The following is a 15,313-nucleotide window of genomic DNA, read 5'->3' as shown; positions in this document are numbered from 1 at the left end:
AAATATGATTGGAAGAAAAGGCAAGGATGATATCCTATTGATGCTCAAGGCGTAAAAGATCATTCACTTCTTTGACTGGGGCAAATGTCTCATTGGGCATAACAACATATATGGAATTCCATCCGTCCATGGTGCCATTCCATAAACCCGGATGCTCCATCCGTTTTACTTCCTTCCCCAGGAACCTTCTCGATACAATAAAATACCGCGATTTATTAATAAATTCTGTCAGATCAAAAAAATTACCTTTATAGTCTACGGGATCTGCCAATATATCGACCGGATTAAAGTATTTTCCCTTTTCCATAAGCGATTTTTGCTCTAAAGGAATTTCATCTTTTTCAACAATAGATATGATTCGATAGTCCCCGTATTCAATAATAAATGGACCGCCTCCCGGCTCTCCCTGATTCTTAACTACTCCAACGATTTTAATCGGGCGATTCAAGGCAATCCTTGCAATCCTTTTCATTTCGTCAAAAGGTGCATTAGAAAAACTATCATTATCAATAATAAGCTGGAAACCTTGTTTCTGTAATGCAAACATTTGATCTCTCAGGTCCGTTTCGCTTATTGAGTCAGCATCAAGACGAGTCAGAATAGTGCTGACTTTTGTTTTTATTTGGCTGAGATAAACGGAAAATGCCTTATGATATTTGTCTATGACCTGTTTGCGAATCTCGTCACTCGTTACATTATCGACATTACGCAAAATAGATGGGCCATTATTTGGCAAATTTTTGATAAGCGCCCCATGTCCAGCAGGGAAAAAAGAAATCTTCCCATCATTATTCCGAACTATTTCTTTTGTTGCCGGATCGATTGCAATAGTATTCGTAGAATTATATTGTTCCGAAATATGAATATAAACCTGACTCAATTCGTTGTTCTCTTTTTTTATCTTTTCAATGGCCTGTATAAATTGGTCCTGATGTTCATGCAATATAGTAATAAACAAGTTCCCGTTCCCATATCGCAAGGCTTCTTCCATTTGTGCTTCCAGTGCCAAGATAGCTCTGCCGTTTTGCACATGAAAAGGGATAAGCGCTTTGGGCTTATTTCTATAATTCAACCCATTCTCATTGAGAACGTACGATATGATCGTCTTATACTTTTTTTCGTCAACCAGTTTGGATAAATTGAGGTTATCCCGTTTTAAGACATCTTTCAATTCCCTTACAAAAGAAAAATGAGGACCGGGCTGACGTTCATCCAAACCTTTTATAAAAGTATTAACTTTTTCATTATCATCATCAGAGGCATTCTGATAGTAACTCTCGAGGAAGCCAAACATACGTGATGCCGCACCTGACATCGGTGTAAATTTGACAGGTTTATTTTCGATAGCTTCATAACCATAGGCGAGATCATCAAGCAGGTTATCTATAGAGATCAGACCTTCTTCTTCTGTTGCCGGCTTTATCAACTTCACCTGCTTTTTCTCAGAAACTAAGACATTATAATTATTTACAACCTCACGCAGGTCCTTGTCCTGCAATTGGATTTCCCGAAGATCTTCACCTGATAATCTATGCGTACGGATAAAACCAGTAAGATCTGACATCTGTTTTAATTCTATCATTACTGTATCCTCACATTGTTTCAACATACAATTCTGCTATTTTCGACACATTAAACAATAAAGTAAAACTCTTAATACATTATTATACTTGATATTACCAAAATCACCCAGTAATTAATATGGAGGTAGGTTATAACATTTTTTAGGAATGTTCAAGAGTCCAGTTTATGGAATCAAGAATTCTCCTTGATCCTTAGGTTTTCTTTTATTCTTAACATAGGTAGAATACACTTGTGGCAATTTGCTATAAATCTTAGATACCGGCACGGTTATTCCCAGACCACTTCCACTACGGTCACTGCTTGACCAAATAGATACCTCTTTTTGATTTGGCAAGAAAGCCTTACGTTCTGGTTTCGGTATGTCTGGTGGAGTTAGAACATCCGGGCCTATAGTATATTCTACTGTTGAAGGCGGCATCGTTTCAGACTGTTTTTTGTATGCAGTGATTGCATTTACCCGCTTGAGGTCAATTGGTGTAGCAATAGTTTTATTTCTCATTTTAGATATCGTTTCCAGATGTACTAAGTTCCTAAATATATCAAAACATAATAAATATTAGTTATTTCTTAAAAATAATTTCATTAAAGAAAACTAAAAACAAAACCTCGAGGGATAAATATCGAGGTTCAAATGTCTGTGATTAATGCGCTTTCACTACAAATAAATACTTAGTATATTCTAAAAGGCAGTGTCAAAATAGCTTACGGCACCAACCCAAAGATGTTGCTCTTCATCTTCAAAATCTTGATATACCTTTACAAATTCTGCTGAGAAGTTTTTAAAGTCTTTCCCGGTTAAATCTTCATCAAAATCTTTACAAATTTCCTGATTTAAAAGTAAGGCTAATTGTGCTGGCATACTTAACTCCCTTCAAATGTTGTCTTCCTACTAATAGTGTGCCCACAAGTTTATTGAGTTAAACATATTATTTTTTGAAGGTATTTTTTGAAGAAATTATTCAAGCATTGTTAGTCTTAAACCTTCTGCATAGGTAGGATGCGCATGAATAACATTTGTAAACGCACTTACGGTTATAGCTGTTTCCATCGCAATAGCCGCCTCCATAATAATGTCAGAGGCATGCTCACCCATTATATGAACACCTAAAATTACACCGCTCTCTGGCTCGAAAAGTATTTTAAACAACCCGACGATCTCATCTTCTGCCTGAGCCTTCCCTAAGCTGCGATATAAATACTGTTTGCTTACATACGGCAGATGGACATTAATTAATTCGTTCTCCGTTAAACCCACACTACCAATTTCGGGGATAGTGAAAATGCTCATTGGTACATTCTTGTAATTAATTTTCCGCGGAACCCCTAAAATATGATCAATAACTGATCTTCCCTGCTCAGCCGCTACATGCGCCACCATTTTTTTCCCGGAGACGTCACCTACAGCATAAATAGTAGGAACCGAGGTTTGCATATAATCATTTACGGCTATGCTTCCTTGTTTGTCGAGCGTGATACCGGTCTCAATTAGTCCCAGATTATCGGTGATCTTTCTTCTGCCCACTGTAACAAGAAGTTTTTGAGCCGAGTGCAGTGCTCCATCGCTATCAATAATATTTATGCCGCTAGCCGAATGTTCAATTTTTTCTATTTTTTTTCCGGTAAGGACTTTTATTTTTTTCTTTTTCATTTCACGCAATACTAGCGTACTTAAATCATGATCTTCTAATGGCAGGAGAAAATCCTGTGCTTCCACGACAGTAACGTTAACTCCGAACTCTGCGAAAATGAAGGCAAATTCGCAGCCCATAACTCCCCCACCCATGATGATCATCGATTCAGGAAGTTCCTGTGACGAAAGCATATCGTCACTCGAAAGAATGTCCTTATGGTCGATCTCGATATTTCCAATATTTGCAGTCCGCGTACCTGTCGCAACTATCACATATCGAGCAGTAATAGGATCTGACTGTCCTGTGACAGAAATAGACGTTACATCAATAATTTTTGCAGAACCAAAGACAAGCGTGATACCTGCTTTGCGGAGTTGACCCTCCAGGGCTTTTCGATTGATATCGACTATACTATCTTTTCTTGCCATGACTTTTTCATAAGAAAGTGATAGCGACCCTTCGGATATCTCGATCCCGAACTTACCCGCTGACTTCATCAGTCGATAGGCTTTCGCGGAAGAAAGAATGGCTTTGGTCGGGATACATCCGCGATTAAGGCAGGTACCTCCGATAAGATCTTTTTCGATGAGAACTACTTTTAGGTTTTTTTTAGCTGCATACAAGGCTGCCTCATACCCACCGGGGCCTGCTCCTATTATTGCAAGATCGTACATCATTGGTCTCTCCTCGATTACCCTGGACTGTTCTAAGCGATCAATCTTATTTATAGAATGAATCCATTAACTCAAAAATTTCGCTGATCTTTTTTTGATCTACAAGATTCCTGACCCTATCCAGATAACTAACAAGTTCGCTTTCCGATGAGAATGCAATAGCTAATTCTAATCGTTCATCTTCCAAATCTTTACAATAATTGAGCTTGATATCCCGAGAAAGCTTGCATTCCTTTACTTTGTCGCGCATCAACTCTTGGTAGCTTTGAATATCAGGATATCTTCTTTTTTGCAGAAGCTCTTTAATCTTTTGAACCCTGAGCATTTTATGCACTGACTGATCATTATACAGGAGCTGAATATCTTCATTTTCGATAACTTGTTTGATAGTAATATTATCCATAATTGCAAGTTCAATGATTAACTCAAAAAGCTGTTTGATATTAGAGTAGCTTAACTGAAAGGAATCAATAAAACTGATGAGACAAAGTTGATCTTCAGAGGGTATATTTCTTATACGGTAACACTCGTTTATCGGTAAATTATGTTTATGTAAAAAAGCCTGCATTACCAGAGGGAATTTGACAACATCCGATATCAACGAAAAGATATTCTCTTTACGTGGGAAATCAATTATCTGAAAATAATTCAAAACTATGGTCTCTTGAGGAATCTGGAAATAAGTAAGCAGAACATCGACAGCCCTTGCTTTCTCAATTAAGGATAAGGAATCACAAGCGAAGGACGACTTAAGACCGTAAACGTAAGCTTCGAGAAGAGAATCATGTGACAATATCTGGCAGGGAACAGAAGTATATCCAAGATCTATTAAAACTTTGATTCTTTTTACGCCGTTAATAACAATATATCCGGTGTCACATTTATAAACCATAATGGGATTGAACAGATTATTCTTCTCAATTGAAGAACGCAGTTGACCAGGATCAACACTAATTCGATAGCACAAGCCTTCGTCCGCTGATATCTCGCTAATTGGAAGAACATTTAAACTATAAAGATGCCGGTTATTCATTTATCATTTTTTTCATGGTAAAGACAGCTTCGCTCAGACCGGTTAAAACAGCTCGACTAACAATACTATGTCCGATATTCAATTCTTCAATCTGCTTAATCCCGGCAACAGCCCTGACATTCTGATAGTTCAATCCATGCCCGGCTTTTACTTTTATGCCGTAATTCGAGGCTTCTCCTGCTACCCGGCTAAGTCTTTCGAGTTCCTCAGCTACTTGATTAGAAGTTTTTGCATTAGCGTACTGACCGGTATGAAATTCAACATTTTTAGCTCCTGCTTTATACGAGAAATTCAGCTGTTCCGAATCAGGGTCAATAAAAAGACTTACTTCAATGTTCTCTGATTCAAATTCATGGATAACATTTTTAATTGCTTCGAAATTGTTTTTTACATCTAACCCGCCTTCGGTAGTAACCTCTTCACGCTTTTCAGGAACCAGGGTCACAGAATCAGGCCTTATGCACTTCGCAATATCAATAATCTCTCGCTCTACAGCCATTTCAAGGTTAAGCTTTGTCTTAATAGTTTGCCGCAGCAAGCTTATATCCCGATCATTTATATGTCGACGGTCCTCCCGCAAATGAACGGTGATTTGATCAGCACCGGCCAGTTCAGCGATAACAGCAGCATGTACAGGATCAGGCTCTATACCTTTTCGGGCTTCACGAATTGTTGCGACATGATCGATATTTACTCCAAGCAGAACCTTATGTTTCCCCATATTCTTTTCCCTTCCCTAAATCCTCTAAACGGGACTTACAGCTTCGTCACCTGTTACGCGTTACTTGTCACTTCCTGGCCCCCCCCTTAAGGTTGGGGCTATAAAGCTAAGCTACATATCTAACGCTTTTTTTAAGCGATCAACAACAGTCTCTCTTCCTAAAAGGTATAATAATTTAACAAACAATGGCCCGTGTTCCTGTCCGGAAACGGCATAACGAAGGGGCTTAAGTACCTTCCCTTTCCCACAGGAATACTTAACCGGCAGTGCGTTAATATAATCTTTAATTACCTCTTCCGAATACACAGATAAAGACGTAAAGGTATTGATAACATCGGTGATTATCGATTTGCTCAGATCATCGTGAAGATATTTCAGGATAAAATCCGGCTGATATTCAGGTTTAGCAACAAAATAAACACTTGTAGCAGAAACAATGTCAGTTAACACGGTCAAATTATCCCGGACAGATTGAATAACTTCACTCAGCCATTCCTGGCTTTTTTCCTCAACTGAAGAACCATAAGCTCTAATTAAAAATGGCATGACTGCTTTAACAAGTTTTTCTTCCGGTAATTCCCTTACATACAGACCATTCATCCATCTAAGTTTTTCTACATCAAACACAGCACCACTTTTTGATATTCTCTCTATATGAAAGTTATTGATTATCTCTTGAACCGGCATCTTTTCTTTGCCTTCCGGGTGCGACCAGCCAAGCAAAGATAAGTAATTAATAAGCGCTTCCGGTAAAAACCCTTGCTCCTGATATTCAACAACCGACGTAGCCCCATGTCTCTTGCTGAGTTTAGACTTATCGGGGCCAAGTATCATAGGAAGATGTGCAAATTCAGGCAAATTGGACGATAACGCATTATAAAGCATAATTTGTTTAGGAGTGTTCGGCAGATGATCTTCTCCGCGAATAACATGGGTAATCCTCATTGCAATATCATCTACTACTACAGCAAAATTATATGCCGGCGAGCCGTCTGCTTTCTGTATGACAAAATCATTAATCAGGTTTGTGTCAAATTCGACATTGCCCCGAATAATATCTTTAACAATTATCTTCTCAGGTTTAACCCTGAACCTAACAGCACACGCTCTTCCTTCGGCTTTGTATTGTTCAGATTGTTCGCTTGTCAGATTCCTGCATTTTCCTGTATATCCAGGTGCGAGACCTTGAGCGGCAGATAATGCTTTCTCTTTTTCAAGCTCTTCAGGAGTGCAATAACAGTAGTATGCGTCATCTTGCTCAAGCAATTTCTCGACAAATGGCACATAAACATGCTGTGCAATACGCTCTGTCTGTCGATATCGAACCGAATCTTCTTTTCCTGGTCCCTCATCCCATTCGAGACCGAGCCATTTAAGACCTGCAAGTATATTGTCCTCGTATTCTTTTGTGGACCTTTGGAGATCAGTGTCTTCTATTCTTAAAATGTAGCTGCCATTAACCCGTTTAGCATAAAGCCAGTTGAAAAGCGCAGTCCTCACGCTTCCTATATGGAGGTTTCCTGTTGGACTCGGAGCAAATCGAACTCTAGCCATCAATACACCGCAGTAGAGATTAAGACTTTACTAAGCCCGGTCTGTGCTAATCCCAACGCCTTGGCTGCTGTTTGCGAAACAGTGATCACTCTTCCGGCAGGAAGAACTTTATTTCCAATTATCTTCACCACGATACTCCAGCTGTTATGAATATTTTTGACCCTTACAATAGTGCCAACCGGCAAGGAAGGGTGCACTCCCAGGAAATCATTTGAATCAGCTTCAAAGGAAGAAGCATAACCAGTTTCCGGCACATTATTAGCAAGAGAAGATTGTAGTTCATCTTCACTTATCTTCACATCAGAAACAGGCATATTTTTTAGCACAGCTCTAAGTTTTTCAATCCACTCAATAGCTAGCATATCCTCCGTTGTCTGATTAATTGCTGCTTCCTTCCTTCCGACTGTGAACAACTTTCTGTTACCAATAACCCCGTGATAATAACCGTCCGTATATTTTACTTTTATGTTATAAGGGTTAAGACCAATAGCTATAAGCTGAGTAATTCTCTGAACCATTTTCTCCGCCCGTATAGCAGGGTCTTGCTTATCAATAGTGTCATATAATCTCATGATAATATTATTGTTAATTACCACCTCGCCAATATCATCTTTTACATTTCTACTATAAACATTGAGATTATAGGAAAAAGCGGTGTTTATCGAGAATAAAGTGACAATAAAAATATATATCAAATATCTCACACAGGTCTCCTTAATTAATTTTTACCTAATTATATAGAAATATACACAGAAGGACAATACCCAAAGTAGATACGTACAGCACTGTATCCACACTTTGGATACGCTATAAGGCAAATGAAATCCTAATAAGCTTCTTTGGCAAAGATTACTTTCAGGACAGTTTTGATAACTATTTTGATATCAAAAAGAATTGACCAGTTTTCTATATAATAAAGATCATAACGAAGTTTTTCTTCAACTCTTGATGATAGTGCAGCCCGTCCGTTTATCTGAGCCCACCCGGTAATTCCCGGCTTTACCAACAATCGCTTCGAAAAACCAGGATATTCATTATCAAATTTTTTTATGAAATGTTCGCGTTCAGGCCGTGGTCCGACAATACTCATGTCCCCCTTAAGAACATTGATTAATTGGGGCAATTCATCGATACTCAGTTTTCTAATGATCTTACCAACTGCAGTAACTCGATCATCATCTCGATCAACAACTATTTTTGGGCCCGAACCAGTTTCTGCATCGACCATCATAGACCTGAATTTGTACATTTTGAATGATTTACTATTTTTCCCGACCCTTTCCTGCTCAAAGACAGCTGGTCCCTTCGATGTAATACGAATCATAATATAGGTAAGCAACATTACAGGAGATACCAGGAGCACCATAAATAAAGCGATTGAGATATCCAATATCCGTTTATAAACATTTTCAATCCATGATCGTTTGAGATTACGAATAGTAATTATTGGGATACCGTCAATGTCAGATATGGAAACCGTTGTTGATATAAGTTCTAAATAATCCGGAATAATCTGGAACTCGACATTAAGCTCTTCACATTTCTGATACCATTGTTCGAGGTCCTCACGTGCTACATCCGTGGTTGTTACAATAACTTTATTTATTCTTTTTTGTTTTATAATATTTACAAGCTCATCAAGATTACCTAGATAATTAAAATACTTGCTAATATTATAAGATATTTTTTCCGGGTTCTTATTATCAACAAACCCGACTAAATGAAACCCAGCTGACGGATTCTTGATTATTCTTTCAGCTACCGACTGCCCCATTTCATCCGAACCGACAATCATAACCTTCTGGCTTCCAAGGCCCTTGGTCCGAAAATAGTTCTGGAGTTGTAAAATGAAAATATGATAGCAGGACATCAAGAAAATCGTAAATAACCCTGAATATAAGAGTACAAATCGCGATCCGGGAAAACTCTTATAAATAAAGGTAAATGCCATTACCTCAATTACTCCGATACTGATACCTTTGATAATCTTAATGATCTCATCGAACTCAGCAAAAATACCATACCGCATTTTGTATACGCCGGCAAAATAGAGGGTAAAAACCATCAACAACGAATAAACAAACATTATAGAAAGGTATGGCTCAATCTGAGCGGCAGGATTCTCTATTTGTATATTAATGTTAAAATAACTGCTAAGAAGATATAATTTGAACTTAATGGCATACCCAAATAGTAAACCCAAATTAATAATTACTATGTCACCAAATAATTTAACTAATGTCAAAGAATATCGAACGACGTATTTTTGCATCTTATTTTTTTGCTTGACCCCGTTGAAGCTGATACCTCATCGCGTTAATATTTTGAATAACTGCTTGATCATCCGGTGCTATCCTCTGTATTTCTTCCAATTGAGCTAAAGCGAGTTCAATATCTCCTTTATTATAATAGGCTTGAGCAAGATACCGCCTTATCATTACATCCTGAGGATTGCTTCGTAAGGCTTGCTTATAAACACCAACAGCTTTATCCCAATTTTGTAGTTGGTGATAGGTCGCTCCCAAATTGCGCAGTAAATTAATGTCTGTCGGATTTTGAATGAGCGCTTTTTCAAAAACAAAAACTGCTTTATTAAATTCTTGTCTAGAAAAATATATTCTCCCCAGACTATCATATATACTAGTAAAAGTAGGATCACTCGTAGCGATATATTCATACTCTTGAATCGCCCTGGTTACATCCCCACGCATTCTGTATATATCTGCCATATTATACCTGGCCTCGCTCATCCTGCCATCTATGGCAAGAACTTTTTCATATTCTTTCATTGCAACATCTACTTTTCCCAATTTGTGCATAAAAAAACCGTAGCTCATATGAAACAGAGGATCATTGTTGTCTATAGTAGCGGCACTGTGTAATAGAGTTTCGGCTTTGTTAAGATAGTCAGCCTTCATTTTTGGATCGGAATATAAATTCTGATATTGTAAAAATACATTTGCCAATCTATTTATATACCAGGGGTTTAATGGGCTTATCCTGAGTATATTATCATATTCCAGCTCCGCTTTTTTATAGGCCGCTAATTTCTCCGGAATATTTGTCAAATCTCCAGCCATCTCTTCATAGTCTTTCCCTAATTGAACACGATATTGAGTCTCCCATGGTGCGTAATTGCAAGCTTTGGCAAGTTCTACAATCGAGAGATCACGTCGCTTCTGTGACGAATAATTAAACCCCTCGCGATAATAACGCTCAGCTAAGTAAGGGCAAAAAGCCTGCCAGACAAAAACTCCTACCACTATCCATAAAAGTGTAATTTTTACCCAGGCCGAAGAATCTACTTTGGTATCATCAAACGGTTCATCAAAAAAAGGATTAGACATCCTGAGCTCTTTTTTTGATTTCGATTTACGTTTATTATCAATTTCAGCCGGTACTTCCTCTAGTTTTTCTTCCGGATTGCCAAGATTAAAATATCCGATTGCAAGAGATAACCCTATTAAGGAATAAAAAAGAACAGCTGTAGCAACAACACTGAAATTAAAATTGAGCTGTCCCAAATGGACCATAGCTCCGGACATTGTACCTATAAGAATGTAAAATAAAGGTTTGTTTTGATTTTTATACAAAAACCCTAAGGAAATTACAAAAAATCCTCCGATTAACCAAAACCATCGAACAGCGAACCCTATCAGGCCAGTTGTGATTGCAGTGTTAAGATATTCATTGTGCACCCGGTCAGGAGTAAAATTGTGACCGCCTTCAAGAATACCGTAATCTGCCCGACGATATTTAGGGTACATTTCCTTTACCGTATCCGGTCCGGTCCCTAAAAACATATTGTCTTTGATCCATGGCAACGAACTCTTCCACATACTGGTTCGAGCAGTTCCTTCCAATGCTACAGTCCCATATGATCCGACTTTTCCTGCTGCTTGAAGTGCGGCACTAAACTTAGAGGAATCTTTTTGTTGAAAAAGCTCGGTTATTTTGTTCGAAAAAGATGGAACAAATACAATTACCGCAAAAAGCAACATAAAAGAGACCAGCATATTTATCTTCTCTTGCTTAATATTTTCTTTTCCAATAACGAAAAGATAAATACTAACAGCTGTCAAAAAAATAAAGTTCATTATCAAGATACCAAGTTCCGGACTAACAAACTGATCAATCATTGTTCGATCGAAGAGAAGGCATATCACCGTTGGAATAGCAATTATTATTGCGAACAGCTTAAGTATAGCCTTGAAAAAAGTTTTGTTGAGATTATCTTTTTCCTGTACAAGTATATAGATCACAAATAACAGGACGATATAGATACCAATGGCTGCCCAGCTTGATACCACAAATTGAAGCTTTGCAAACATATACACTATCAGTATTTTGCTTGAAAGCCGGACACCGTCAAAACCTTTTTTTCTCGTCATTGAGAATAAATAATAGCCGATAACAGATAATAATCCGGCAATTGCAACGAAACCCCACCAATGATCTTTAAGAAAGGAAAATCTATCATCAAAGAAAAATACTGTCAGCAATAGAAGATTTGCAAGAAGACTGCGAACAATAGCGATAGGAGATCTCTCTTCAGCCATATACACTAGCTGATAGACAAAATAGCAGATAAAATAAAGACCGGTCGCAGCAAGAACATATTTTCCGAGGGACTCATGCATAAAGTAAAGAAAAATATAATCAATATAAAATAAGGCTATAAATCCTCCAGTCAGAAAAAAATCCAGAATAAAAGTTTTTTTACTTTTTTTACTGAATAAGTCTAAAGAAAACAAATAGAAGATGGTCATCGAAGCGGTAAACCCTAAAGTAGCTGCACGGGAAAAAGATAGATAAAGCGCGTAATAACAGAGAAATGTAGATATATAAATAACCCATTTCAATACCGAATACTTATTACTTAAATCTTTATCATTCGCAGATAATGACCACAAATGCAGTAAAAAGCCTAAGCCTACAGGAACCAACATACCTACATATGCGCTAAAATGGACTGGATTATTAATGCTGGCAAATACTCTCGAAGTAGGATCGACGCTCCAATGCATGAAGTCGACGCCAAAGCTCTGAAAAATACCGTAAATAGCCGATAACGTCGTTGGTACCAGCAGTCCGCCAAGAAGCCAATACAAAGCACGCCGAGTTCTTACTAATTGAGCAAACATCAATAGCAGCATTATATAATTAAAAACAGTAATGATCCCTTCCCAGCGATCATAGGCACCAATAATACTTACGTACATATTTTTTGAAATGATTGTAGCAAAAATATTTACCAGCAACCAAGCTAAAAAAGCATTCTCAAGCCGCATCCATTTCCATTGGAACCCTATCGAAGGAATAAGGTATATGGTTAAAATCGCAATAACTAATGTGAATATCTTCCAAGGCAACGTTACCGGTAAAATACTAATAAGGACAATGGTAGAAACAGCTAAGCTTATCCCTAAAACATTTGTTGTCTTTTTTCTTTCTGTAGTTTCTTCTGTTTTTTTGTGTTGAGTTGAAAGCAATATACATTTGGTAAGCCACAGTCCATAGCCGAAACTAAGTACCAGACGGAGAAGCAGCAATTTGTTAACTTCAAAAACAGACCGCGTTATTGAGGAATAAATTATAGGAATACCAGCAACCAGGACCAGCATCAGGACATTCAAAATCTTATCAAAAATCTTGGATTTCGTCTCCAATAACCAATACCCCAGTGCGACTCCGATCAAGATTAAATATTCAACCAATAGCAAATGATCTTTTAAAAAATCCACGTCAATCACCTTTCACAAAAAATGTTTTAGAAATAGAACCAACTACATTATATAGTATAGCAATGAAACAATGAACCTCTTGCCGTACAATTCAACTCAAAAAGAAACAAGTTCCTTATATATTTCTCTTACTTTGAATGCGACCTGCTTATTCGTAAAATCTCTTTTTACCCTGGCTTGCGCATATTCTCCCATCGTTGTTCGCAAGTTGTTATCATTGAGCAGCTTATTAACTGCTTCGGCTAAAGCCATTGAATCTTCAGGCTCTACAACAATACCGGTCTTGCCATTCTCATTGACATACGTCACACTCGTGGGGAGATTCGTTGACACAACAGGTTTACCGCAGGCCATTGCTTCTAATTGTACGATTCCGAATGCTTCACTTACTGCCACAGACGGCAAAACGAAAACATCGCACAAATGATAATGACAGACTAATTCTTCTGTTGTCACCGGAGGTATTATTGTCACCTTACCTGAAAGACCCTTCTTTTCAATCTGAGCTTCCAAGATGGTCCTTAACGGACCACTGCCGATGATAGTCAATTCTGCGTCGATGTGTTCCATTGCATCAATCAAATACTTAACACCTTTATAATAAACCAACCTGCCGACAAACAACACGTGCTTCCCGGTATGGCCCTTTTTAATGTCACTCACTTTTTGGATGCCTTCACTACTTAGCCCGTAATCCTCGATATTGATTCCCAAAGGTACTATTTTGCACTTATCCTTAAAAGGAGGTAAGAATTTGGAATAATTAACCAAATTACCGGAAGTGGTTATGATAACGTCAGCCCGACGTAAAAACCATCGTTCGAAAGGGGCATAGAGCAGAAGGAATTTCTTCTGTTTCACGATGTCGCTTTGCCATGTAACCACAAGCTTCCCTTTTGGGCGTGCCAGGAAATACGACATAACGCCAAGTGGGTTGGGCATATGAAAATGAAGAATATCTGCTTTTATTTTTCTTAACCAAAACGGGAATGAAAGACAAACCGGCGTTGAGAAAAGTAATACCTTTTTAAAAAACAGGTGGACTATATTCGGAAGCTTTTTCACCTTGACCCCGCCAATAACCTCATCAGCATAGTTATAAGTTTCATTGCTGGCGAGCACTTGAATATCCAGGTCATCAAACTCCAGCAAATGTTCCGAAAGATCTTGTATGTGCTTCTCTACTCCACCGATCCAAGGATAGTAAAGTTTATTTATTTGTAATACTTTTTTCACCTTGCCCATGTTAATCCAACCTTACGCTAAGCCTTTATTTACGGCACCTCAATATATTAACATCACGCACATTAATCTGTCATTATATAAATTCCAACGGATGGAATGTATTATCGTTAACCGCATTCCTGCACATTATTCGACAATAAATCAATATCTCCCAGTACCATATCAGTAATAATATCCTCGAACTTTTTCGTTGGCATCCAGCCTAATTCTTCTTTAATTAATGAAGAATTGCCTATAAGGCATTTTTTTTCAGCTGGTCTAAAATATTTCTGATTTACCTCAACGTAATCTCGATAATCCAACCCTTTTAAAGAAAATGCAACATCGAGAAAATTCTTAACTGTATGACCAATACCTGTCGAAATTACGTAATCTTTTGGGCCTAAAGGATTGTTCAACATAAGCCACATTGCCTGGGCATAATCAGGAGCATATCCCCAATCCCTTACGGTATCAAGATTTCCAAGTTCTAATTTCCTGGCTTTTCCCATAACAATTTTTGCTACCCCTGAAGTGATTTTTCTGGTTACAAACGAATGTCCCCGACGGGGTGACTCATGATTATACGTTATTCCGGTACAACAATAGAGACCATACTGTTCACGATAGTTCTTGGTTACATAATAACTTGCCAGCTTTGATATCCCATAGATTGATCGCGGATTAAACCGGCACTCTTCATCTTGAGGAGAAGTTTCCGGTTCACCGAACATTTCACTTGAACCGGCAAAATAGAATCTGCAGTTTGGGACCAGTTCTTTTATACTTGATAACAGGTAATGAGTTGCATTAAAATTCGTATTCACAATTGACAGCTCATCATCGAATAAATAGCTCACAAAACTTGAGGCAGCCAAATGATAACACTCATCCGGGATTATATGAGATATTAATTTGTACAAACTCAAATGGTCTTCCATGCTGCAATGATGCAGCTCAATTTTATCCATACTATTTTTCAAGTTAACCAATTTCTTATCATTTTCTAATGACGATCTTCTGACAATTCCATGTACTTCATAGCCTTTCGCCAAAAGCAATTCAGCTAAATATGAGCCATCCTGTCCATTAATTCCGGTAATAATCGCTTTTTTTTTCATAAAATCTCCATTAATAATTATATTATT

The 15,313-nt window shown here is 37.9% G+C and carries 12 protein-coding genes; all 12 read right to left on the bottom strand.

Translation table 11 applies throughout. From position 1 onward, the window contains the following. Positions 1 to 34 precede the first annotated feature (34 nt). Positions 35 to 1,609 carry a hypothetical protein gene (locus DKM50_02830; GenBank protein ID PZM83228.1) on the bottom strand — a complete coding sequence of 525 codons (1,575 nt, stop codon included), beginning with the start codon at positions 1,607 to 1,609 and terminating at the stop codon, positions 35 to 37. A 138-nt stretch (positions 1,610 to 1,747) separates the two neighbouring features. Further along, positions 1,748 to 2,083: a hypothetical protein gene (locus tag DKM50_02825; protein ID PZM83227.1), complete on the bottom strand. Its 336-nt coding sequence runs from the start codon at positions 2,081 to 2,083 to the stop codon at positions 1,748 to 1,750. 180 nt (positions 2,084 to 2,263) lie between these two features. After that, positions 2,264 to 2,443: a hypothetical protein gene (locus DKM50_02820; GenBank protein PZM83226.1), complete on the bottom strand. Its 180-nt coding sequence runs from the start codon at positions 2,441 to 2,443 to the stop codon at positions 2,264 to 2,266. A 96-nt stretch (positions 2,444 to 2,539) separates the two neighbouring features. Then, on the bottom strand, positions 2,540 to 3,892 hold the full coding sequence (gene lpdA, locus DKM50_02815) for a dihydrolipoyl dehydrogenase (protein ID PZM83225.1): 1,353 nt from the start codon (positions 3,890 to 3,892) through the stop codon (positions 2,540 to 2,542). A gap of 43 nt (positions 3,893 to 3,935) precedes the next feature. Next, on the bottom strand, positions 3,936 to 4,922 hold the full coding sequence (locus DKM50_02810; protein ID PZM83224.1) for a hypothetical protein: 987 nt from the start codon (positions 4,920 to 4,922) through the stop codon (positions 3,936 to 3,938). Further along, positions 4,915 to 5,643 carry a pyridoxine 5'-phosphate synthase gene (locus DKM50_02805; GenBank protein PZM83223.1) on the bottom strand — a complete coding sequence of 243 codons (729 nt, stop codon included), beginning with the start codon at positions 5,641 to 5,643 and terminating at the stop codon, positions 4,915 to 4,917. The genes DKM50_02810 and DKM50_02805 overlap by 8 nt, the downstream gene beginning before the upstream one ends. Positions 5,644 to 5,754: 111 nt before the next feature. Then, entirely contained in the window at positions 5,755 to 7,197 is a 1,443-nt protein-coding gene (locus DKM50_02800) for a glutamate--tRNA ligase (GenBank protein ID PZM83222.1), read from the bottom strand. Further along, positions 7,197 to 7,901 carry a hypothetical protein gene (locus DKM50_02795; protein ID PZM83221.1) on the bottom strand — a complete coding sequence of 235 codons (705 nt, stop codon included), beginning with the start codon at positions 7,899 to 7,901 and terminating at the stop codon, positions 7,197 to 7,199. Before DKM50_02795 ends, DKM50_02800 begins: the two co-directional genes overlap by 1 nt. A gap of 122 nt (positions 7,902 to 8,023) precedes the next feature. Next, on the bottom strand, positions 8,024 to 9,469 hold the full coding sequence (locus DKM50_02790) for an undecaprenyl-phosphate glucose phosphotransferase (protein ID PZM83220.1): 1,446 nt from the start codon (positions 9,467 to 9,469) through the stop codon (positions 8,024 to 8,026). 1 nt (position 9,470) lies between these two features. Next, positions 9,471 to 12,941 (bottom strand): hypothetical protein, encoded by a 3,471-nt coding sequence (locus DKM50_02785; protein ID PZM83219.1) that lies wholly within the window; start codon positions 12,939 to 12,941, stop codon positions 9,471 to 9,473. Positions 12,942 to 13,037: 96 nt separating this feature from the next. Beyond that, positions 13,038 to 14,186, bottom strand: a complete 1,149-nt coding sequence (locus tag DKM50_02780) for a glycosyltransferase (GenBank protein PZM83218.1) — start codon at positions 14,184 to 14,186, stop codon at positions 13,038 to 13,040. Between the two features lie 107 nt (positions 14,187 to 14,293). Beyond that, on the bottom strand, positions 14,294 to 15,286 hold the full coding sequence (locus DKM50_02775; protein ID PZM83217.1) for a GDP-mannose 4,6-dehydratase: 993 nt from the start codon (positions 15,284 to 15,286) through the stop codon (positions 14,294 to 14,296). Between the last annotated feature and the right edge of the window lie 27 nt (positions 15,287 to 15,313).

It is taken from the genome of Candidatus Margulisiibacteriota bacterium (assembly GCA_003242895.1).
Lineage (GTDB): Bacteria > Margulisbacteria > Riflemargulisbacteria > GWF2-39-127 > GWF2-39-127 > GWF2-39-127.
The sequence above is the reverse complement of the archived record's forward strand: the minus strand, read 5'-3'. Positions and strand labels throughout refer to the sequence as shown.

Excerpts from the sequence above, each read along its gene's own strand:
- DKM50_02830 (PZM83228.1), bottom strand. The coding sequence starts at position 1,609 with ATGTTGAAACAATGTGAGGATACAGTAATGATAGAATTAAAACAGATG.
- DKM50_02825 (PZM83227.1), bottom strand. The coding sequence starts at position 2,083 with ATGAGAAATAAAACTATTGCTACACCAATTGACCTCAAGCGGGTAAAT.
- DKM50_02820 (PZM83226.1), bottom strand. The coding sequence starts at position 2,443 with ATGCCAGCACAATTAGCCTTACTTTTAAATCAGGAAATTTGTAAAGAT.
- lpdA (PZM83225.1), bottom strand. The coding sequence starts at position 3,892 with ATGATGTACGATCTTGCAATAATAGGAGCAGGCCCCGGTGGGTATGAG.
- DKM50_02810 (PZM83224.1), bottom strand. The coding sequence starts at position 4,922 with ATGAATAACCGGCATCTTTATAGTTTAAATGTTCTTCCAATTAGCGAG.
- DKM50_02805 (PZM83223.1), bottom strand. The coding sequence starts at position 5,643 with ATGGGGAAACATAAGGTTCTGCTTGGAGTAAATATCGATCATGTCGCA.
- DKM50_02800 (PZM83222.1), bottom strand. The coding sequence starts at position 7,197 with ATGGCTAGAGTTCGATTTGCTCCGAGTCCAACAGGAAACCTCCATATA.
- DKM50_02790 (PZM83220.1), bottom strand. The coding sequence starts at position 9,469 with ATGCAAAAATACGTCGTTCGATATTCTTTGACATTAGTTAAATTATTT.
- DKM50_02780 (PZM83218.1), bottom strand. The coding sequence starts at position 14,186 with ATGGGCAAGGTGAAAAAAGTATTACAAATAAATAAACTTTACTATCCT.
- DKM50_02775 (PZM83217.1), bottom strand. The coding sequence starts at position 15,286 with ATGAAAAAAAAAGCGATTATTACCGGAATTAATGGACAGGATGGCTCA.